The sequence below is a fragment of the Thermomonospora curvata DSM 43183 genome (genome assembly GCF_000024385.1).
In the GTDB taxonomy this organism is placed as follows: Bacteria; Actinomycetota; Actinomycetes; order Streptosporangiales; family Streptosporangiaceae; genus Thermomonospora; species Thermomonospora curvata.
Genome location: NC_013510.1, coordinates 1,304,919 through 1,323,566 on the forward strand (window position 1 = coordinate 1,304,919; position 18,648 = coordinate 1,323,566).

Here is an 18,648-nt window from a genome sequence, read left to right on the forward strand (position 1 = left end):
CTGAGCCGCCTTCTCCATCCCTAGTTTCAGGCAGGCCGATACTGCCGTCCCCGTCGAGTTCGGGAATTTCGCCGCTGCCTCCGCCGCCGGAGCCGCCGCCTCCGCCTCCGCTTCCGCCGCCCGATCGGCCGCCGTCTCTGTAGCCGCAGCCGAAGCCGCCGCTGCCGCCGCTGCAGGGGTCTGCCAGGGCCGGTGATCCTTGCAGGGCGGCCTCGCCGAGGACGGTGAGGGAGCTTGCGAGGATGATGGCGGCTGCGCTGAAGGCCGTGCGTTTCGTGGTGCGGCGGCCGGATGGTGCGGCGGGGGACGCCTTGTCTGTGGCTCGCGCAACGGTGTTGCGGGCTCTTGAGAGCAGTGGGCTGATCAGCATGGTTTGTCTCGCTTTGTGTTGGAGACCTTCCAGGCGCCGGATTCGTATGTGACGGCCGTGCGGTACTGGTAGGTGCCGCCGGGGCCGCCGCCGAGGCGCTTGCCGGTTTTGGCGGAGAAACGGTAGGCGGCCAGGGTGCGCATGCAGTCGACGACGTAGACGGTGTAACCGTCGTCGGAGCGGGCGTACACGCGCGGGTTGGAGATGTTGACGAAGCGCCAGATCACGCCTTTGGCGCGGGTGCGTTCGATGTCCTCGGTGAGAGTGGTGAGCAGGGGGTCGGTGGCCACCTCGGACAGCGGGGAGGGATCGTTGGTCTCGTACGCCTTTTTGTATGCCTTTTGGTAAGCGGCGTAGCTCTGCAGGACCTGGGCGTCGACCTGTTCGGTGGGCAGGGTGTGCGGGGCCGCCTGGGCCGCGTCGGAGGCGGCCGGGCGGGCGAGGCTGCCGGAGGGGCGGAACGTTCCCTTCCCGGAGGAGCCGGAGGCACAGGCCGCGGTCAGGCCGGTCAGCGTCAGGAGGCCGAGGGGCCGAACGAGCCGGGCGAGCATGCCTATCCCTGGTCGAGTGCGTGCCTGCGGAGCGCGGGGTACGCAGCGGAAGCTTACAGAAGCTTACAGAGACGCCTGTGACGGGAAAAGAGGATCGTTGCGTCCAGGCCCTTCCGGCGGTGAAGGGTTAGGTGGTTGTGATCTGCCGGGTCTTGGCGGGCGCGGCGGCGTCCGGGGTGTTACGGGCGTGATGCGAAGAATAGGGGAAGCCGGGGCCGGTGGTTTCCCGGCGTGGGGGAGAAAACCCGGGTGGAAACCGGTTCATCGGCCGGACCGCCCCGTAGCATGGGCGGACGCGGGGCTTGAGAGCGGTCGTGCGGCCGCAAGGCCCCGGATCGGTATGACGACATGGAGGGCCCGGTAATGAGCCGACGGCGGATCATCGCCATGGGGGGTGGGGCGGCGGCCATCGCCGCGATCACGATCGTGGGGTTCGCGGCAGCGAGCCAGGCCGGCCGCGCTCCCGATGCGCAGGAACCGGCACAGCCGGTGACGCATGAGGTGCAGCAGGATCCGCAAGAGGTCGAGGAGTACTGGACCGAGGAGCGGATGCGCAACGCCAAGCCGGCTCCCATGCCGGAAGTGAAGTAGCCGGCCGGGAGCCCGCTGAAGAACGCCTCGCACGAAGACGCGACAAAGCGACGGGCCGTCGCCGGAGTGGTCCCCGGCGACGGCCCGTCTTTTCAGCTCAGCGGGTCGCGGTGAACGCGAGCCTCAGAGCTTGCGGACCGTCTTGTAGACGCTGGCCGCCGCCTTCCCGTGGTACGGGGAGTACATGTAGGTGTTGACCGTGGAGTGGGTGCTGTTGACACCCACGATCCGGCCCCAACCCTTGCTGTTCATCCCGTAGATCCACGGGCCGCCGCTGGCGCCGCCGCCCATGGTGCACTTGATGCCCAGGCCGATCGGCGCGTTGCTGTGGAAGCGGACACCCACGGTCTTACCGGTGCAGTAGTACATCCGGTGCCGCTGGGTCGGCTTCCCGGACGGCAGGAACACCATCGGGTAGCCGAAGAGGCGCATCGAGTAGGTGCGCTTCTTGTAACCCCAGTTGATGCCCTGGGCACCGGTCCGCGCCTGGATCCGCTTGCCCTTCCAGTTGCGGACGGTGAAGGCGGCCAGGTCGTACCCGTAGCGGCGGTTGACGTTCTTGCTGTTCACCCACTGCTTGGCGACCACCAGCTTGAGGGCGGTGTACTTACCGCGCGGCGCCTTGCCGTCGCGGTAGCCGGGCACGAACATGACGTTGGTGTGCCACTTGCCCTTGGGGCCGCCGCTGTGCAGGCAGTGCCCGGCGGTCCACACCGAGCGCTTGTTGGGCGCGTTGACGACCGAGGCGCTGCAGACGTAGTCCTGGCCGTTCCGCTTGAAGAACACCCGGCCGGTCGTCTTGGCGATGCCGGAGTTGCGCTTGCTGGCCGGCCACTGCTTGGCCTTGATGACGGCCGCCGAGGAGATGCCGCCGGAGGCGGCCGCGGTGGCGCCGACGGGGGCGGGCGCCACACCGCCGGGGGCCACCGCCGCGTCGGCGGGGTCGACGGCGGCGGCCGCGGTGGCGGCGTTGTTCACGGTCTTGGGCACCGGAACGGGCTTGGCGGCCCGCATCCGCTTGGCGGTCCAGTACTGGAGCGTCGAGCTCGCGGAGACGTCGTTGACGGTGTGGACGACGACGTCGCTGGACGAAGGAGCGCTCGCCTTGCTCGCCGTGGCGGTCTTGTCCGGCCCGGCGGCGGCGAACGCCACGCTCGCGGTCGCGGCGGCCGTACCGATGACGGCGGCCGAGATGGCGATGCGGGGGGCTGAAAGACGCAAACTGCTGCCTTCCGTTTGAGACTGTTCGGAGCGGGGTACGGACGGAAAACCAAACAGGTTCTCGGCCAACTAGTCAAGCTGAAGCCAAGTTGGCTATATCACTTTTGTGAAGTTTGTGGCTTTCTGTCCGAAATACTGAAGTGTGTGCGACCGGATCCGGCCGATCCGCGGATTCGGGTGACCGGATCGCCTCCGTTGGGCGATCCTTCCATATGAGGCCGGGGTCGACCGATCGTTCTCAGATGACGGATCGGTAAAGAATCATCTGCTACCGGCCGATATCGCGCACCAGGTCCAGGGCCAGCAGCAGGTCCAGGTGGATGAAGGTCTCCAGCTTGGCTCCCGGAGCGGCCGCGGGGTCGGCGGCGAGCTCCTCCAGCACGGCCAGCGCGGCCGGGCTGTCCAGGTCCTGCGCCAAGGCGGCCTCCGCGTCCGCGGCGTGCCGCCGGCTCATCGGCCTGCCGGGGGAGCGGGCCCACTCCGCCAGCAGGGCCCGCCAGCGGCCGAGCCGCGCCCGGGCATCGGCGGCCTGCTCGGGCAGCCGGAGCGGTTCGCGGTAGGGCGCGGACAGCATCGCCATGCGCAGCGTCACCGGATCCTCGTCGGCGAGCGACGACAGGGAGGACGGCTCGATGGGATGGACGAGCATCAGGTGCGCCGCTTTAGGACAGGCCGTTTCGGGCGGATCCTGCTCGGCCACCACCACCTGCGCGGACGCCGCGTCACCGGCGGGCACGTCCGGCACGTTGAATCCGGTGAGCGGCCAGGGGCGTGGGGGCGGCCCGGAACGGGTGAGGAGCGCGCGGCTGCGCCGCCGGGCGGCCGTGCGGCAGAGCACGTCGGCCGTGATGAAGGCGCGCAGCCCGGGCCCGTGCACATGGATGTGGAGCGGGCCCGGCGGCAAGTCCACCGCCCGGCCTCGGCGGGAGTCGTGAATCCGCACCGTCCCGTCCCCGCCTTCAGCCGTTCCGGTGCATGGCGGGCGTCTCCGGCGGCGGTCCGCCCGCGGGGGGACCCGCAGAAGGCGCGGCCTGCGGGTGCGGAGGCATGGCGGTGTGCATGTGGGGGCCGGTACCGGGCGCGGGGCCTTGCTGCATGGCGGGCTGCATGGGAGTGACGTGCGGCGCGCTCGGCGGCTGCTGCGGAGGCGGTGGCGTGCCGGCCGACCCCACGCGGCTCGCCGACCCGCCGCGGGGGCTGAAGGTGGGAGCCTTGCCGTCCGGTTTGCGCACCGCCGCGAAACGCAGCCGCACGTAGTCGGCCACCCACCCCGACTCGCGACGCAGCGCGGGCGCGGCCAGTTCGTTGATGCGCGCCAGCAGCGGCTCGACGATCTCCGGAGGGACCTCTTTCAGCGCGCTGGCGGCGAACACCCGCACCCAGTCGGCGGCGCCGTTGGGTCCCTCGGTCATCAGGGTGGGACGGTCGAAGTACTCCAGCAGCCGCACCGTGAACCCGGCGGCCTCGAGCTTGGAGGCGTACTCGGCCGGGGTGGGGAAGTACCACGGCAGCTCCGGCTCGGCCAGCCCGAAGATCCGCCAGGCCGTCTGCATCGCGGCGATCAGCTCCGCGCAATTGCCGGCGCCGCCCATTTCGGCCACGAACCGCCCGCCCGGCCGCAGCGCCTTGTAGACCGCCTTGATGACCGCGTCGGGGTCGCGGGTCATCCAGTGCAGCGCCGCGTTGGAGGCCACCGCGTCGTAGGGCTCGCTGGTGGTGAAGTCGTGGGCGTCGGCGACCACGAAGGACAGCTGCGGGTAGGTCGCAGCGGCCTGCGCGATCATCTCCGGCGATCCGTCGATGCCCAGCACCTGGGCGCCGCGCTCGGCGATGGCGGCCGAGAACACCCCGGTGCCGCAGCCCAGGTCGATGATGCGCTCGTCGGGCTGCGGATCGAGCAAGTCGACCAGCGGGGCGCCGTGCGCGGAGACGTACCCGAAAGCGGAGTCGTGTGTCGCAACGGCCCAGTTCACGTTCGTAACTTAGCCGACAATGCGAACAGTTGAACGAGGGTTGGCCAAGGGTATGCCCGACTCGGGCGAGCCCGTTACCCGCAGCGTTCACCGAACGACGTTCGGTCGCTGAAAGAGCCGGTACGGTGCCTGCCATGGGCATGCAAGGCCGAACTCACGGCGAGGTGACGATCGCCGGCCGGCAGACGCCCGAGGGGCTGACGCTGGTCACCCGGGGCCTGGCCGAGCGGGGCCTGCCGGAGCTGGCCGTCACCGGCCTGCCGCTGCTGCTGGGCCGGGGCTGGGCCAGGCTGCTGGCCGCGCTGGCGGTCCGCCTGGCCGCCTGCGGCGGCGACCCGCCCGGCGACCTCACGCTGACCCCCGATGATGTGTCGGCGATCGGCGCGGCGACCCGTCCCGGCTGGTCGAGCCTTACCGTCGGGCTGGCCCGCGACGGCGACCGGCTGACCCCCGTGCCGCCGCCCGGCTACGACGGCCCACCCGAACGCTGGTACGCCGACGCGGTCACCCGGGTCTTCCCGACCCTCCGCGGCTGAGGCGGAGCACGTCCCCTGAGACGGCACCGAACCGAACGCTCCCGGAACCGGGGGACACGTAATTAATAAGGGCGCATGGCGCCTGGAACCCCGCGCGCCGCTCCCCGGCGATTGCCGAGCGGAGAGGGGGAACGGATGGAGGGCCGGGCCTCCTCGAGGAGCCCGGGTGACGGGCGTGTCTAGAATCACATTCTGTTGCTGGTGGTGCAAGGAGAGGGCCGCGACGTGACGTACACCCAGATCGACTACAAGGTCGCCGACCGGATCGCGACGATCACGCTCAACCGTCCCGACCGGCTGAACGCCTTCACCTTCACCATGCGCAACGAGCTGCTGGACGTCTTCGACCGGATCGACGCCGACGACGAGGTGCGGGCGGTCGTGGTCACCGGGGCGGGCCGGGCCTTCTGCGCCGGCGCCGACCTGCAGGCCGGCGGCGACACCTTCAACAAGGACAAGAGCCTGGAGATGTTCGGCGGCGACGACCTGCTGGAGGACGGCACGCCCCGGGACGGCGGCGGCACCGTGGCGCTGCGCATCGCCCGCTGCCTCAAGCCGGTCATCGCCGCCTTCAACGGCGCCGCCGTGGGCGTCGGCGTGACGATGACGCTGCCCATGGACATCCGCCTGGCCTCGGAGAAGGCCAAGTTCGGCTTCGTGTTCGCCCGCCGCGGCATCGTCGCCGAGGCCGCCTCCAGCTGGTTCCTGCCCCGCGTGGTCGGCATCTCCCAGGCCATGGAATGGGTGGCCACCGGGCGGGTGTTCGACGCCCGGGAGGCGCTGGCCGGACGGCTGGTCTCCCGCGTCTGCCCGCCCGAGGAGCTGCTGCCGGCCGCCTACGCGCTGGCCCGGGAGATCGCCGACAACACCTCGGCGGTGTCGGTCGCCGCGATCCGCCGCCTGATGTGGTCGGGCCTGTCGGCGTCCTCCCCGTGGGAGGCCCACCGCGCCGACTCCCGCCTGATGGCGGAGCTGGGCGCGGCCCCGGACGCCGCCGAGGGCGTCACCTCCTTCCTGGAAAAGCGCCCGGCCGCCTTCCCCATGCGCGTCAGCACCGACCTGCCGCCCCAGGTCCCCGACTGGCCCCGGCCCTGACCCGCGGCCCCGGCGGGCGGGGCATTCCGCCGGGCGATGGGGGCATTCATGGGGGTATGGCATCAATCAGGCAGCTGGTCGCCCTGGTCGCCGCCGGAGGCGGAGCCTGGCTGTTACCGGGATGCGGACAGGCCGAACGGGCACGGCCCGCGGCCGAGTGGACGCAGGCGCCGGGCACGGCCGCGCTCCCTTCCCGGCGGGCGCCGCGCGAGCCGTACCAGGGGGAGACCGTCGACTGCACCCGGGCCAAGTGCGTGGCGCTGACCTTCGACGACGGTCCCGGCCCCCACACCGCCCGGCTGCTGGACCACCTGGCCCGCGCCCGGGCGCGGGCGACGTTCTTCGTGGTCGGCGCCCAGGCGGAGGCGAACGCCGCGCTGCTGCGCCGGATCGTCGCCGAACGCCACGAGCTGGGCAACCACACCTGGTCGCATGCCCGGCTGACGGGACTGCCGGCGGAAGGGGTGCGCCGGGAGGTGCAGCGGACTCAGCAGGCCGTGCACCGCTGCACGGGGGTGCGCCCGAGGCTGTTCCGCCCGCCGTACGCCGTCACCGACGCCCGCGTGGCGCGGGCGGCCGGGCTGCCGCAGATCATGTGGAGCGTCGACCCGATGGACTGGCGCGCGGCCGACCCCGAGCGCACGGTGCGCGCGGTGCTGCGGGACGTCCACCCCGGCGCCATCGTGCTGCTCCACGACACCCATGCGCCGACCGTGGCGGCGGTCCCGCAGATACTGGCCCGGCTCGAACGCCGGGGATACCGGTTCGTGACGGTGTCGGAGCTCTTCGGCGGGACGCGGCTGCGGGCGGGCCGTACCTACCGGCAGGCGCCCGGCCTGCTCCCTGTGAAAACGCCTTGAACGAGGCGACGCGCGCCGGACCGTCCCTCTGCCCCGGGCCGGGAACGTTCCGGCTCTTCGTTCCTGAAACGCCGTCCGGACGAACGCCCCGTTCAGGACCTGCGGCGGGGCGGGGGAGGAGGCGGGACCACCTTGCCCGCCACGACCGCATCGCGGGGCACCTCCACCAGCTCGCCGCTGCGGCGGCGGACGGTGAGCACCCCGCCGCTCCACGATTCGAGAACGCCCACGATGTCGCTGTACTCTCCCGTCGGCAGGCGGCGGCGCAGCGAGACCCGCCGGCCCACGTCCGCCTGCGTCAGGGAGACCACGAATCGTGCGGCGAAACGGGCCGACATCTGGTGCCCCCCAAGTCGAATCGACGATCCCCCAGCCGCAATACTAGGTGGAGCGAGCTTGCGGTGAGCCGTGGCGCACGGCGGGGCCGGAAGAACCCGAGAGGAGTCACGACGTGACCTACGTCATTGCGCAGCCCTGTGTGGACGTGCTCGACAAGGCGTGCATCGAGGAATGCCCGGTCGACTGCATCTATGAGGGCAAGCGCCAGCTCTACATCCACCCGGACGAGTGCGTCGACTGCGGTGCGTGCGAGCCCGTCTGCCCGGTTGAGGCGATTTACTACGAAGACGACATCCCCGACCAGTGGAAGGACTTCTACAAGGTCAACGCGGAGTTCTTCGACGACCTCGGCTCACCCGGCGGCGCCTCCAAGGTCGGGAAGATCGACAAGGATCACCCGTACGTGGCCGCGCTGCCCCCGCAGAACGCCGACTGAACCTTTTTCAACACGCCGTCTCCGCAGGTCGAGACGGGGCCTTGCAGCCAGGGCGGCGCCGTGACCGGCGACGTCGCGGCACCGGAGGTCACCGGGGCTCCCGTCCCCAGGGCCGTGGACCAGGCGTTGAAAAGGATTCACTGACGGGAACGCTGCAAAAGCCGAGCTTCACGGGCATCGCGGGACACCCCGCGATCGGCACGCTCACCGGGCCATCGGGCCGTGGCCTGTGCGAGGGCCACGGCCCCGTGGCGGCACGAGCCCGGTGAACGACGAGACCTAGAGAGGGGCTGCGTGTTCACGCTCCCGGACTTCCCTTGGGACCGGCTGGCCCCGTACAAGCAGATCGCCGCCCGGCACCCCGGCGGGCTGGTGGACCTTTCGGTCGGCACGCCCGTCGACCCGACGCCCGAGCCGATCCGCCGGGCGCTCGCCGAGGCGGCCGACGCCCCCGGCTACCCGCAGACCTACGGCACCGCGGCGCTGCGCGAGGCGGCGGCCGGCTGGCTGCGCCGCCGCCTGGGCGTGGCGGGGGCCGACCCGGCGGCCGTGCTGCCGGTGATCGGCACCAAGGAGCTGGTGGCCTGGCTGCCGACGCTGCTGGGCTGCGGCCCCGGCGACCGGGTGGTCTTCCCCGAGCTGGCCTACCCCACCTATGACGTGGGCGCCCGCCTGGCCGGGGCCGAGCCGGTCGCCGCCGACGGGCTGCTGCGGCTGGGACCGCTGCGGCCCAAGCTGCTGTGGATCAACTCCCCGTCCAACCCCACCGGCAAGGTGCTGCCGGCCGAGCACCTGCGCAAGGTGGTCGCCTGGGCCCGCGAGCGGGGCGTGCTGGTGGCCAGCGACGAGTGCTACATCGAGCTGGCCTGGGAGGACGACCCGGCCAAACAGCCGGTGTCGATCCTGCACCCGGAGGTGTGCGAAGGCAGCCATGAGGGGCTGCTGGCGGTGCACTCGCTGTCCAAGCGCTCCAACCTGGCCGGTTACCGGGCCGGGTTCGTCACCGGTGACCCCGCGCTGGTCAAGCGGCTGCTGGAGGTCCGCAAGCACGCCGGCATGATGGTGCCCGCCCCCGTGCAGGCCGCGATGACCGTGGCCTACGGCGACGACGCCCACGTGGACGAGCAGCGGGCCCGCTACGCCCGCCGCCGCGCCGTGCTGCGGGAGGCGCTGGAGCGGCACGGCTTCCGCATCGACCACTCCGAGGCGTCGCTGTACCTGTGGGCCACCCGGGACGAGCCCTGCTGGGACACCGTCGCCCACCTGGCCGAGCTGGGCATCAGCGTCGCCCCCGGCGACTTTTACGGCGCGGCCGGATCCCGGCACGTCCGCGTCGCCTTCACCGCCACCGACGAACGCATCGAGGCCGCGGCGCAGCGCCTCTGAGACCGAATCGAAATCGGGATTTCCCCATCCGGTATCGGATGTGTGTTGCGTCCGGTCCGCGGAGGCTCAGTAGGATCTGCGCGCTGGGTGTTGATCCCTTTCCGCACCGTCGCCATGGGAACGCGGCAACGCCGGACGGACCCGCGTCCCGCCGGCGCCGGTCGGTGAGGGGAGCAGCGGACCGACTTCCGGCGCGTGGAGGTGTGGAGCATGCTGGCCGCGGTGGTCGTGCTGCTCGCATTGATCCTGCTCGCCCTGATCGTGCTCATCGTGGTGCTGGTGCGCCGCCAAAGCCCGCACGAGCCGTCCCCGCAGCCCCGGCCCGCCCCCGCCGACCCGTTCGCCTCGGTGGGCGAGACGGCCGGCGACCCCCGCGCCCTCAAGGCCGGGGACATGGTCGAGTACCTGGGCACCCGTTACTTCGTGCGCGGCTCGGTGCGGCTGCGCGAGGGCGGCTACACCTGGAGCGAGCACCTGCTGGACGCCGACACCATCGAAGGCACCAAAGTGTGGCTGTCGGTGGAAGAGGACCCCGACCTTGAGGTCATCTGGTGGACCGAGGCCGACGTCGGCGACCTGCGTCCCGGCAGGCCCACCCTGACCTTCCAAGGGGTGGAGTACCGGCGTGAGGAGCACGGCACCGCCGAGTACCGCACCGAGGGCACCACCGGCCTCGGCGACACCGGACGGGTCGAGTACGTCGACTACGCCGCCCCCGGCGGGCGCTACCTGTCGTTCGAGAGGTTCGGCGGCGGCGCCTGGGAGGCCGGCACCGGTGAACGCGTCCCCGCCGGGACCTTGACCATCTACCCGGGGAGCTGAACGGCCGTGCACACCGACGCACCCCGGGCCGGCGGGGCCATGACCGCACCCGCGCACCGCGCCGGAGGCTGACCGCCGACCATGCGAGCCACCCTCGACGCCCCCTACCGGGACACCCGGGCCGACGCGCTGTCCTTCGCCCTCGGCCTGGAGCCCTTGGACGCCCTGGCGGTGCTGCCGGTGCGGCGCGGCGGGATCGACGTGGAGATGCGCCTGCTGGGCGCCTCCCACCAGGTCTTCGCCGGGCCGGTCAGCGAGACCGTCGCCTGCCTGCCCGGTCGGGCCGGCCCGCTGCCCGGCCGGATGCGCACTCAGGTGGACGGCTGGGCCTACGACTTCGGCGCACAAGTGCACACCCACGGCACCGATGCGGCGTTCACGGCGGCGGTGCGGCACCTGTGCGCCGCTCTCGCCGACCGGGACGACGCCCTGGTCGGCACGTTCCCCGGCTCGCCGCACGCGGTGACCGCCCTGGCCCTGGACGGCGATCCGCACGCCGGCACGCTGGGCTGGCGCACCTGGCACGCCTACCCGCAGACCCGTCAGATCGTCGTGACCCGCACCCTCCTGGAGGTCGCGCTGTGAAACATTACGTGGGCGGCGGCCTGCTGGTCCTGCTCGGAGCGCTCGTCGTGGTCGGCGCGCTGGCCGGCGGGAACACCTCGCCGCGCGGCTGGATCGGCGCGCACTACGCCAAGATCGCAGACGGCGCCTACCGGGCCCCGGAGCCGCCGACGAAGGTGGCGGCCGCCCTGTCCGGCAAGTTCAGACCGACGGACCGGGTCTACGACCCCTCCGGGGTGTTCCTGCGCTACCCGGACATGATCGTGGCGGTGCTGCCCGACGGCAAGGGCAGCCGGGTGCTGGTGGACGATGTCGAAACCGGCTACCGGCGGCACCACAGCTCGGTCGGCGGACGGTGGGGCGGGCCCGGCGGGCGCGCCTCCATGTTCCGCGGCGGCGGACCGGGAGGCGGCAAATGAGCGGTCCGGCCAAGGACGCCAAGTGGGAAAAGATCGGCAACCGTCTCTTCGTCTGCCTGTTCGTGATCTCGGTGTTCGTGCCGATCGTCTACCTGGCGTTCAACGCCACCAGCGATGACGGGGACGCCACCGTCTACACCGGCGGGCTGTTCGACCGAGATGGGGCCGCTCACCTGGTGGACCGGCTGCGCACCGCCGCCGACGCCCAGGGCATCTGCTACGGCTGGGCGATCGACACCGACCTGCCGGACTTCCGGTCCTCCTACCCCGACACCGGCGCCGTCACCACCCCCGCCCCCGCCCCGACCCTCTCGGCGCCGTCGGAGCTGGAACAGCGGCTGCGGGAGCTGGAGCGGCAGGCGGTCCTCGACCTGGAGCCCGATGAGGACGTGGGCTCCAACCTCGGCGCCGGCGTCGACGCCCGGCGGGACCCGGTGCGCTGCCCCCGCTGGGTGGTGTTCACCGCCGACTACTTCTACAGCTCCTACGAGGAGGAGTGGACAGCGGTGAGCACGCGCATCGAGACCAACCTGCCGCTCACGCTGGACGCCTCCGACCTGCATGCCGCCGGGATCACCGATGACGACCTGCTCGGCATGCGGCCCTATGCCCGGCTGGCCGACGCCATCGGGGCGCTGCCCATGATCGTGGCGGAGAAGGGCGCCGCCGACCCGGTGCCCGCCCCTCCGACGCGGATCCCCTCGGCCGGGGACACCGTCTCCCCGCCCGGCATCGGCCGCTACATCTGGATGGGAATCGGGGGTCTCCTGGTCGCCCTCGGCCTGACCTGGATCATCGTCGCCGCCCTACGAAGCCGGAGGAGTGCCTGATGCTGAACACCATCGTCGAGGAAGGCGGCGCCGCGCTGGCGTACGGCGCGGTCGGCATCGCCCTGCTGGCCCTCGGCTTCCTGGTGGTCGAGGTCACCACCCCCGGCAGGCTGGGCCGGCAGATCTGGAGCGAGCACAACGCCGGCGCCGCGCTGATCCTGGCCGCCAAGCTGATCGGGCTGGGCGCCATCGTCACCACCGCCATCGCCACCAGCGAAGAGGGCCTGGCCGACGGCCTGGTGAGCACCGCCGCCTACGGGGTGCTCGGCATCATCCTCATGACGCTGGCCTTCTACCTGCTGGACCTGCTGACCCCGGGCAAGCTGGGCGCCATTGTGGTCGGCCGGGAGGGCCGGGCGCCCGCCGACCGCATGGCCCCGGCCTGCTGGGTGGTGGCCGCCACCGATTTGGCCATCGCCGCCATCGTCTCCGCCGCCATCGCCTAGCCCCCCGTCCCGTCTCCGCCGCGGCTGCGCCGTGAACCCGGCGGGGGAGCGGCCGCGTGCGCGGCTCTTTGGGCGCCGCCCGGGCCGGATGCGGATGTGACGGTGGACTCGGGCGGCCGGTCCGGACGGTCCCGCCACGGCCGCCAGGCCGGATGCGGACTCCGGGCCGCCGGCCTCCCGGAGATGGAAACCGCATGGTGATCGGGACGGATAGCCTTCCCCCGATGCAGGAAGGGGATGCGGCGTGACCACTGACCAGGCCGAGTCCGAGCGGGCCGAGCCGCAGGAGGCGGACCGTCCGGCGGTCGGGATCCGGGCGGGGGCGGCCCGGCTGCTGGTGCTGGCGGCGGTGTTCGCCTGCGCCGCCTGCGGGCTGGTGTACGAGCTGGCGCTGGTGGCGCTGGGCAGCTACCTGATCGGCAACGCCGTCACCCAGGCGTCGATCGTGCTGTCGGTGATGGTCTTCGCCATGGGCGTCGGCTCGCTGGCCGCCAAACCCCTGCAGCGCCATGCGGTCATCGCGTTCGCGGCGGTGGAGGGCGCGCTGGCGCTGCTGGGCGGGCTGTCGGTGCTGGGGCTGTACGCCGCCTACTCGTGGCTGGGCGTGTACGTGCCCGTCCTGGTGGTCGTGGCGTTCACCGTGGGCGTGCTGATCGGCGCGGAGATCCCGCTGCTGATGACGCTGCTGCAGCGGATCCGCCGCCAGGACGCCGGCAGCGCGGTGGCCGACATGTTCGCCGCCGACTATGTGGGCGCCCTGGTCGGCGGGCTGGCGTTCCCGTTCCTGCTGCTGCCGTTCTTCGGCCAGATCAAGGGCGCGCTGCTGGTGGGGGCCTGCAACGCGGTGGCGGGCATGGCGGTGGTGCTGTGGCTGTTCCGCGGCCAGGTGCGCCGGGCGCTCCGGGCGGCGCTGTGGGCGGGCATGGCGGTGGTGCTGGCGGTGCTCGCCGGCACCTACGCGCTGGCCGACCGGTTCGAGGTCTCCGCCCGCCAGGCCCTGTACCGGGACCCGATCGCGCTGGCCGAACGCACCCCCTACCAGGAGATCGTGATCACGAGGGCGCTGCGGCTGTCGGGCCGCTCCGATATGCGCCTGTTCCTCAACGGCGACCTGCAGTTCTCCTCGGTCGACGAGTACCGCTACCACGAGGCGCTGGTGCACCCGGTGTTGGCCGGCGCCCGCGGCCGGGTGCTGATCCTCGGCGGCGGGGACGGCCTGGCGCTGCGGGAGGTGCTGCGCTACCGCGACGTCCGCCGGGTGACGCTGGTGGAGCTGGACCCGGCGATGATCCGCCTGGCCCGCACCTACCGGGAGCTGGCCGAGCTGAACGGCCGCGCCTTCGACGACCCGCGGGTGCAGGTGGTCAACGCCGACGCCTTCACCTGGCTGCGCCGCCTGCCGCCCTCCCGGCAAGGCGCCTTCGACGCCGTCGTCGTGGACTTCCCCGACCCCGACGACGTGCCCACCGCCAAGCTGTACTCGCTGGAGTTCTACGGCCTGCTCCAGCGGGCGCTGGCCCCCGGCGGCCGGGTCGTGGTCCAGTCCGGTTCGCCGTTCTTCGCCCCCCGCTCGTTCTGGTCCATCGAGAAGACCATCCGCGCCTCCGGCATGGCCACCGTCCCCTACCACGTGGACGTGCCCAGCTTCGGCGACTGGGGCTATGTGCTGGCCGCCCCCGGCCGCACCGCCCCCGCGCTGCGGCTGGACCCGTCGGTGCAAGGCCTGCGTTTCCTGGACGAGCAGGTGCTGCGGGCCGCCGCGGTCTTCGCCAAGGACCTGCGCCGCACCGACGTGGAGGTCAACACGCTGGTCCGCCCGAAGCTGATCGACTACCACCGTCAGGAGTGGCAGGACCTTTAGCCGGGCGGTCGTCGTCGGCGGGGACGGAGCGGCGGATGGCGCGGTCGACGGCCTGCTGGAACGAGGTGACCAGGGACTGGATCATCAGCGGTTTGAGGCGGGCGGCGACCTCGATGAGCATCTGCCGTTCCTGGGGCTGGCGGCCCCGTTCGCGGTAGGGGCGGACCACGGTCTCCTGGAAGTTGCGCTGCAGTTCTTCGGCCAGAGCGGAGGTGTGGCGCTGGACGGCCTCTTGGGAGGCCCGCAGCGTCTCCAGCGGCAGCGGCAGCTCGGCCAGTTCGGCGCTGACCCGCAGCAGGCCGGGGCTGATCACGCGGACGCGGCCGGCGGGCAGCTCCTCCACCACGCCCAGCGCGGCCAGCCGTTTGATGGTCTCGTCGTCCAGGTGGCGGCCGGCGCGGCGGTCCAGCTGGTGGCGGTCCATCTCCTCGGGGCGGTCGGGCGTCCACGGTGACAGCAGGGCCCGCTGCAGCGCCAGGTCCTCGGGGGTGGCGTCGTCGGGGATGCGTTCCAGGTGCCGTTCGATGGCGGCCAACGTCAGCCCCAGCGACTGCAGTTCGCGCACCAGCTCCAGGCGGGCCAGGTGCTCGGGCCCATACAGCCCGGTGCGTCCGCGCAGGCGGGGCGGCGGCAGCAGGCCGCGTCCGGCGTAGTAGCGCACGGTCCGGACCGACACCCCGGCGCGGGAGGCCAGCTCGTCCACCGTGAGCTCCATACGCCCCTCCCTTATGCGACAGTCCTGGTGTTACATTAACTCTGCATCAGAATTCACTTACATGTTGAGGAGACCCGCCGGATGGGACAGGAGATCTTTACCGAGGAGCACGAGGCCTTCCGCGACATGGTGCGCTCCTTCATTGAGAAGGAGGTCGCCCCGTACCACGAGCAGTGGGAGAAGGACGGCATCGTCTCCCGCGACGTGTGGCTGGCCGCGGGCCGCCAGGGGCTGCTCGGCATTGAGGTCCCTGAGGAGTACGGCGGTGGCGGCAACCCCGACTACCGCTACTACGTGATCCTCAACGAGGAGCTGGCCAAGGTCGGTGCGCACGGCCCCGGGTTCGCCGTCCACAACGACATCAACGGCTCCTACCTGCTGAAGCTGTGCAACGAGGAGCAGAAGCGGCGCTGGCTGCCCGGCTACTGCTCCGGTGAGATCATCACCGCGATCGCGATGACCGAGCCGGCCGCCGGCTCGGACCTGCAGGGCATCAAGACCACCGCGATCAAGGACGGCGACCACTACGTCCTCAACGGCTCCAAGACCTTCATCTCCAACGGCATCCTGGCCGACCTGGTCATCGTGGCCGCCAAGACCGACCCCTCGGCCGGGGCGCGCGGGGTGAGCCTGCTGGTGGTCGAGCGCGGCATGGAGGGCTTCACCCGCGGCCGCAACCTGGAGAAGGTCGGCATGCACGCCCAGGACACCGCCGAGCTGTTCTTCGACAACGTGCGGGTGCCCAAGGAGAACCTCCTCGGCGAGGAGGGCATGGGCTTCATCTACCTGATGCAGAACCTGGCCCGCGAGCGGCTGTCCATCGGCACCTCCGCGCTGGCCGGCGCCGAGGCCTCCTTCGAGCAGACCCTGGAGTACTGCAAGACCCGCGAGGCGTTCGGCCGTCCCATCGGCAAGTTCCAGCACAACCGGTTCGTGCTGGCGGAGATGAAGACCGAGCTGACCGTCGCCCGGGCCTTCACCGAGCAGTGCATCCTCAAGCAGGTCAACGGCGAGCTGACCGCCGAGGAGGCGGCCATGCTCAAGTACTGGAACACCGAGCTGATCAAGCGGGTCGTCGACCGCTGCGTCCAGCTCCACGGCGGCTACGGGTACATGCTCGAGTACCCCATCGGCAAGGCCTACCAGGACGTGCGCATCCAGACCATCTTCGGCGGCACCACCGAGATCATGAAGGAGATCATCGGCCGCTCCCTGGGGGTCTGACCTGCACTCGTGACCGGGCGCACGGCACCTGTGCCGTGCGCCCGGCCGTTAAGGCGCCGCTGGACGCCGAAATATGCTTTTCGGCTTGTCTGTGACCGTTGAGCTGGAATTTCGCGCCTTCGCGCGATCGCGCTCATCGGTGAGATGAGCGAAGCGGCATTGAATCTTCTTCAGTGAGCGTGGGTCTCGCGGACTTGCAGGACGAGGGCGGTCTGGGCGACATACTCGTCCCACTGCGTACCCGTCCCACTGCGGGCGGCGGCGCAGCTCGTACAGGACGCACCGGTTTTTCAACCGGGCGATCGCGTGTTCGGCCGGGCCGCGCGGCCGAGCGGGGGCGAATCTGAGGGACGAGCGGGCATGAGAGCCCAGACGATCTTGCCTTGGCCGGTGGCGGCGGGACGGGTGCCGGCGTCCCTGGCGTAGGCCGCGATGATGGCGAGGCCCCGGACGGACTCCGATGTTTCGGAGGCCCGGCGGGGGAGGAGTCCCAACACTCCAGGAGCGGGGCCCCGTTTTCAACGGCGCAGCGAATGCGGATGTGGCGGCCTCGGGCGGCGGCCACGGCGTTGGTGACGAGCTCGCTCATCACCACCATGGAGTCGTAAATGACCTCACGGTCGTAATTCCACCTGGTAAGGGCGTAGCGGACCATCTCACGGGCCAGGACCACCGAGGAGGGCTCGGCGAGCAGAGTCAGGCGGACGTCCGGAGCGTCGGAGGCCGATGAGGACTGGGCGATGGTGTTCATGAAGCCGTCCTGAGGTCGGGGAATTCTCCCTCACTCTCGGTGTTCTCTGGCTAACGTGTGGTGCATTGAATGCAATGCAATACACGTACGGATGAGCGATGAGTGTCAGGGAGACCATCGACCCGAAGTCTTCGCTGGGGGGCCTGGTTGGCTTTTGACCTGTGGTTTTACCGGACTCAGAGAGGACTTTCGCCGGCCCAGACCGCCATGATCGTCAACGTGACGCGAGGGACTGTATCCAACTGGGAGGCGGGCCGTCTCCGGCCGGCTGAGAAGTGTCTGAAGCGCCTCGACGAATCCTGGAACACCGGAGGCCACTTCGAGTGACTTCACCTCTTCGCCTCGGCCGGACATGATCCCGATTGGTACAGGCAGTACCTTGTAATACGAGGGAGCCGCGAAAATCATCAAGGTGTATCACGGGAAAACAGTCCCTGCTCTGGCGCAGGCAGAGGAATACGCTCAGGCGATCCTCAAGGCCGCCGGTCGCGCCTCCGAGATCAAGAGCGGTGCCAAGGCCCGGCTCAAGCGGCAGGAGATCTTGAAACGCGCGGACCCGCCGTATCTGTGGATTCTCATCGACCAGGAGGTCCTTGAGAACGTGGTCGGCGATGCCGCTGTCATGGCCGAGCAACTGCGCTATCTGCTCGAACTTGCAGAGGCCGATCGTGTGTGCATCCGGGTCGTCCCCAGATCGGCCGGGTGGCACCCGGGGCATGACGGGCACTTCCAAGTACTCACGACCGGTATCAGGGAGGTCGCATATGCCGTGGCGCAGGTCGCTGGAAGGCTGATCGAGACCGGGGACGAATCTGCCATTCTGGGAGTGCGCTTCGATCAAATCAGGGCGCTGGCTCTGCCCCGGGCGGAGTCGAAAGCTCTGATCGAGCAGACGATGAGGATGTACCAGTGATCCAGTGGCGCAAGAGCTCGCACAGCGGCGGAGGAAACGACGATGCCTGTGTGGAGCTGGCGAGGTTTCCCGGTGGGATTGGGATCAGGGACTCCAAGCGTCCCGAGGGCGGCCGGTTGGAGGTTTCTCGGGAGGCGTTCGCGGCCTTGCTGGCGCGGGTGAAGTGTGGTGAGCTCTGCCGGTAGCAGTCGGATGCCCGCTCATGAGAGCGTCCGTCGTCCTTGCTGGTCGGGGGCTTTTCTCTGCGCTGCGTTCCGGGCTGTGCGCCGGGTTCTGCGGTGAGGTCGAGAGGACGTCGAGGATGTACCAGTGATCCAGTGGCGCAAGAGCTCATACAGCGGCGGGCTGAACGACGATGCCTGTGTGGAGCTGGCGAGGTTCCCCGGCGGGATCGTGATCAGGGACTCCAAGCATCCTGAAGGATGCCGATTGGAGGTGCCCCGGGAGGCGTTCGCGGCCCTGCTGGCACAGATGAAGCGTGGTGAGCTCGACCGATAGAGGTCGGATGCTCGCCCGTTGGGCGTCCGTCGTCCTCGCCGGCCGGATTCCTTATGGAGAGGGTTTCTCAGCGCTCCCGAGACCCAATGCTGGGCGGTGCGGGGGAAACGGCACGGCGACTTGGGCGTCGCACCGGTCATCGTGCCGTCCTTTCTGGGAGAACCGCGGCGGTCAGGGGCCGGCCGCCGCGGCCGGATGGGGGCCTTGGCGTTCCCCGGCGCGAAAAGCACACCGCCCGCCGGGCGTA

At 70.8% G+C, this 18,648-nt stretch carries 23 protein-coding genes and 1 pseudogene; 17 read left to right on the forward strand and 7 right to left on the reverse strand.

Annotation, left to right across the window (positions count from 1 at the left end):
* Positions 1–363 precede the first annotated feature (363 nt).
* Complete coding sequence (locus TCUR_RS05620; RefSeq protein ID WP_012851509.1) at positions 364–921, reverse strand: hypothetical protein; 558 nt, start codon at positions 919–921, stop codon at positions 364–366.
* A 363-nt stretch (positions 922–1,284) separates the two neighbouring features.
* Here TCUR_RS05620 and TCUR_RS05625 point away from each other — a divergent pair, with 363 nt between their 5' ends.
* On the forward strand, positions 1,285–1,512 hold the full coding sequence (locus TCUR_RS05625) for a hypothetical protein (protein WP_012851510.1): 228 nt from the start codon (positions 1,285–1,287) through the stop codon (positions 1,510–1,512).
* Between the two features lie 123 nt (positions 1,513–1,635).
* Here the strand turns inward: TCUR_RS05625 and TCUR_RS24690 are convergent, their stop codons facing one another.
* From TCUR_RS24690 to TCUR_RS05645, 3 genes are all read right to left on the reverse strand, one after another.
* Positions 1,636–2,733: a trypsin-like serine peptidase gene (locus TCUR_RS24690; protein WP_012851511.1), complete on the reverse strand. Its 1,098-nt coding sequence runs from the start codon at positions 2,731–2,733 to the stop codon at positions 1,636–1,638.
* 268 nt (positions 2,734–3,001) lie between these two features.
* Positions 3,002–3,643: a hypothetical protein gene (locus tag TCUR_RS24695; protein ID WP_012851512.1), complete on the reverse strand. Its 642-nt coding sequence runs from the start codon at positions 3,641–3,643 to the stop codon at positions 3,002–3,004.
* A 49-nt stretch (positions 3,644–3,692) separates the two neighbouring features.
* The gene (locus TCUR_RS05645) at positions 3,693–4,706 is read right to left on the reverse strand and encodes a class I SAM-dependent methyltransferase (protein WP_012851513.1); all 1,014 of its coding nucleotides are present in this window, start codon (positions 4,704–4,706) and stop codon (positions 3,693–3,695) included.
* Positions 4,707–4,846: 140 nt separating this feature from the next.
* On the opposite strand from TCUR_RS05645, the gene TCUR_RS24700 reads away from it, so the two are divergent.
* The 3 genes from TCUR_RS24700 (at position 4,847) to TCUR_RS05660 (ending at position 7,197) form a co-directional block, all read left to right on the forward strand.
* A complete protein-coding gene (locus TCUR_RS24700; RefSeq protein ID WP_083789970.1) occupies positions 4,847–5,242 on the forward strand; it encodes a hypothetical protein in 396 nt (131 codons plus the stop codon).
* 225 nt (positions 5,243–5,467) lie between these two features.
* Positions 5,468–6,337, forward strand: coding sequence for a crotonase/enoyl-CoA hydratase family protein (locus tag TCUR_RS05655; RefSeq protein ID WP_041440980.1), 870 nt, complete (start codon positions 5,468–5,470; stop codon positions 6,335–6,337).
* Between the two features lie 56 nt (positions 6,338–6,393).
* A complete protein-coding gene (locus tag TCUR_RS05660) occupies positions 6,394–7,197 on the forward strand; it encodes a polysaccharide deacetylase family protein (protein ID WP_012851516.1) in 804 nt (267 codons plus the stop codon).
* Positions 7,198–7,289: 92 nt separating this feature from the next.
* On the opposite strand, the gene TCUR_RS05665 is transcribed toward TCUR_RS05660, so the two are convergent.
* A complete protein-coding gene (locus TCUR_RS05665; RefSeq protein WP_012851517.1) occupies positions 7,290–7,535 on the reverse strand; it encodes a putative acetyltransferase in 246 nt (81 codons plus the stop codon).
* A gap of 113 nt (positions 7,536–7,648) precedes the next feature.
* Between TCUR_RS05665 and fdxA the strand changes: the two genes are divergently transcribed.
* The 8 genes from fdxA (at position 7,649) to TCUR_RS05705 (ending at position 14,300) form a co-directional block, all read left to right on the forward strand.
* The gene (gene fdxA, locus TCUR_RS05670) at positions 7,649–7,972 is read left to right on the forward strand and encodes a ferredoxin (RefSeq protein WP_012851518.1); all 324 of its coding nucleotides are present in this window, start codon (positions 7,649–7,651) and stop codon (positions 7,970–7,972) included.
* A 294-nt stretch (positions 7,973–8,266) separates the two neighbouring features.
* Positions 8,267–9,358 (forward strand): succinyldiaminopimelate transaminase, encoded by a 1,092-nt coding sequence (dapC, locus tag TCUR_RS05675; RefSeq protein WP_012851519.1) that lies wholly within the window; start codon positions 8,267–8,269, stop codon positions 9,356–9,358.
* A gap of 210 nt (positions 9,359–9,568) precedes the next feature.
* Positions 9,569–10,180, forward strand: a complete 612-nt coding sequence (locus TCUR_RS05680) for a DUF4178 domain-containing protein (RefSeq protein ID WP_012851520.1) — start codon at positions 9,569–9,571, stop codon at positions 10,178–10,180.
* Positions 10,181–10,261: 81 nt separating this feature from the next.
* The gene (locus TCUR_RS05685) at positions 10,262–10,765 is read left to right on the forward strand and encodes a DUF2617 family protein (RefSeq protein ID WP_012851521.1); all 504 of its coding nucleotides are present in this window, start codon (positions 10,262–10,264) and stop codon (positions 10,763–10,765) included.
* Entirely contained in the window at positions 10,762–11,163 is a 402-nt protein-coding gene (locus TCUR_RS05690; protein WP_012851522.1) for a DUF4247 domain-containing protein, read from the forward strand. Before TCUR_RS05685 ends, TCUR_RS05690 begins: the two co-directional genes overlap by 4 nt.
* The gene (locus tag TCUR_RS05695; RefSeq protein WP_012851523.1) at positions 11,160–11,993 is read left to right on the forward strand and encodes a hypothetical protein; all 834 of its coding nucleotides are present in this window, start codon (positions 11,160–11,162) and stop codon (positions 11,991–11,993) included. The genes TCUR_RS05690 and TCUR_RS05695 overlap by 4 nt, the downstream gene beginning before the upstream one ends.
* Entirely contained in the window at positions 11,993–12,439 is a 447-nt protein-coding gene (locus TCUR_RS05700) for a DUF350 domain-containing protein (RefSeq protein ID WP_012851524.1), read from the forward strand. Before TCUR_RS05695 ends, TCUR_RS05700 begins: the two co-directional genes overlap by 1 nt.
* A gap of 244 nt (positions 12,440–12,683) precedes the next feature.
* Positions 12,684–14,300, forward strand: a complete 1,617-nt coding sequence (locus TCUR_RS05705) for a polyamine aminopropyltransferase (protein WP_012851525.1) — start codon at positions 12,684–12,686, stop codon at positions 14,298–14,300.
* Here the strand turns inward: TCUR_RS05705 and TCUR_RS05710 are convergent.
* Complete coding sequence (locus tag TCUR_RS05710) at positions 14,239–15,015, reverse strand: MerR family transcriptional regulator (RefSeq protein ID WP_012851526.1); 777 nt, start codon at positions 15,013–15,015, stop codon at positions 14,239–14,241. The genes TCUR_RS05705 and TCUR_RS05710 overlap by 62 nt on opposite strands.
* Before the next feature lie 81 nt (positions 15,016–15,096).
* On the opposite strand from TCUR_RS05710, the gene TCUR_RS05715 reads away from it, so the two are divergent.
* Positions 15,097–16,239 carry an acyl-CoA dehydrogenase family protein gene (locus TCUR_RS05715; RefSeq protein WP_012851527.1) on the forward strand — a complete coding sequence of 381 codons (1,143 nt, stop codon included), beginning with the start codon at positions 15,097–15,099 and terminating at the stop codon, positions 16,237–16,239.
* Between the two features lie 133 nt (positions 16,240–16,372).
* Here the strand turns inward: TCUR_RS05715 and TCUR_RS28580 are convergent, their stop codons facing one another.
* A complete protein-coding gene (locus TCUR_RS28580; protein ID WP_148232934.1) occupies positions 16,373–16,990 on the reverse strand; it encodes an ATP-binding protein in 618 nt (205 codons plus the stop codon).
* A 102-nt stretch (positions 16,991–17,092) separates the two neighbouring features.
* Here TCUR_RS28580 and TCUR_RS28585 point away from each other — a divergent pair, with 102 nt between their 5' ends.
* The 4 genes and pseudogenes from TCUR_RS28585 to TCUR_RS05730 all read left to right on the forward strand — a co-directional run bounded on the left by TCUR_RS28585 (position 17,093) and on the right by TCUR_RS05730 (position 18,401).
* Positions 17,093–17,317 (forward strand): helix-turn-helix transcriptional regulator, encoded by a 225-nt coding sequence (locus tag TCUR_RS28585; RefSeq protein WP_148232935.1) that lies wholly within the window; start codon positions 17,093–17,095, stop codon positions 17,315–17,317.
* A gap of 70 nt (positions 17,318–17,387) precedes the next feature.
* Positions 17,388–17,903: pseudogene (locus TCUR_RS05720) on the forward strand (DUF5753 domain-containing protein); the annotation flags it as partial.
* Entirely contained in the window at positions 17,900–18,088 is a 189-nt protein-coding gene (locus TCUR_RS05725; RefSeq protein WP_012851528.1) for a DUF397 domain-containing protein, read from the forward strand. The pseudogene TCUR_RS05720 and the gene TCUR_RS05725, both read left to right, overlap by 4 nt.
* 124 nt (positions 18,089–18,212) lie before the next feature.
* Entirely contained in the window at positions 18,213–18,401 is a 189-nt protein-coding gene (locus TCUR_RS05730) for a DUF397 domain-containing protein (protein ID WP_012851529.1), read from the forward strand.
* Positions 18,402–18,648: the final 247 nt, after the last annotated feature.

Coding starts and splice junctions, on each gene's coding strand:
- TCUR_RS05680 (WP_012851520.1), top strand. CDS start 9,569: ATGCTGGCCGCGGTGGTCGTGCTGCTCGCATTGATCCTGCTCGCCCTG.
- TCUR_RS05710 (WP_012851526.1), bottom strand. CDS start 15,015: ATGGAGCTCACGGTGGACGAGCTGGCCTCCCGCGCCGGGGTGTCGGTC.
- TCUR_RS05685 (WP_012851521.1), top strand. CDS start 10,262: ATGCGAGCCACCCTCGACGCCCCCTACCGGGACACCCGGGCCGACGCG.
- TCUR_RS05665 (WP_012851517.1), bottom strand. CDS start 7,535: ATGTCGGCCCGTTTCGCCGCACGATTCGTGGTCTCCCTGACGCAGGCG.
- TCUR_RS28580 (WP_148232934.1), bottom strand. CDS start 16,990: ATGAACACCATCGCCCAGTCCTCATCGGCCTCCGACGCTCCGGACGTC.
- TCUR_RS05715 (WP_012851527.1), top strand. CDS start 15,097: ATGGGACAGGAGATCTTTACCGAGGAGCACGAGGCCTTCCGCGACATG.
- TCUR_RS05695 (WP_012851523.1), top strand. CDS start 11,160: ATGAGCGGTCCGGCCAAGGACGCCAAGTGGGAAAAGATCGGCAACCGT.
- TCUR_RS05660 (WP_012851516.1), top strand. CDS start 6,394: ATGGCATCAATCAGGCAGCTGGTCGCCCTGGTCGCCGCCGGAGGCGGA.
- TCUR_RS05620 (WP_012851509.1), bottom strand. CDS start 921: ATGCTCGCCCGGCTCGTTCGGCCCCTCGGCCTCCTGACGCTGACCGGC.
- TCUR_RS05700 (WP_012851524.1), top strand. CDS start 11,993: ATGCTGAACACCATCGTCGAGGAAGGCGGCGCCGCGCTGGCGTACGGC.
- TCUR_RS05625 (WP_012851510.1), top strand. CDS start 1,285: ATGAGCCGACGGCGGATCATCGCCATGGGGGGTGGGGCGGCGGCCATC.
- TCUR_RS24700 (WP_083789970.1), top strand. CDS start 4,847: ATGCAAGGCCGAACTCACGGCGAGGTGACGATCGCCGGCCGGCAGACG.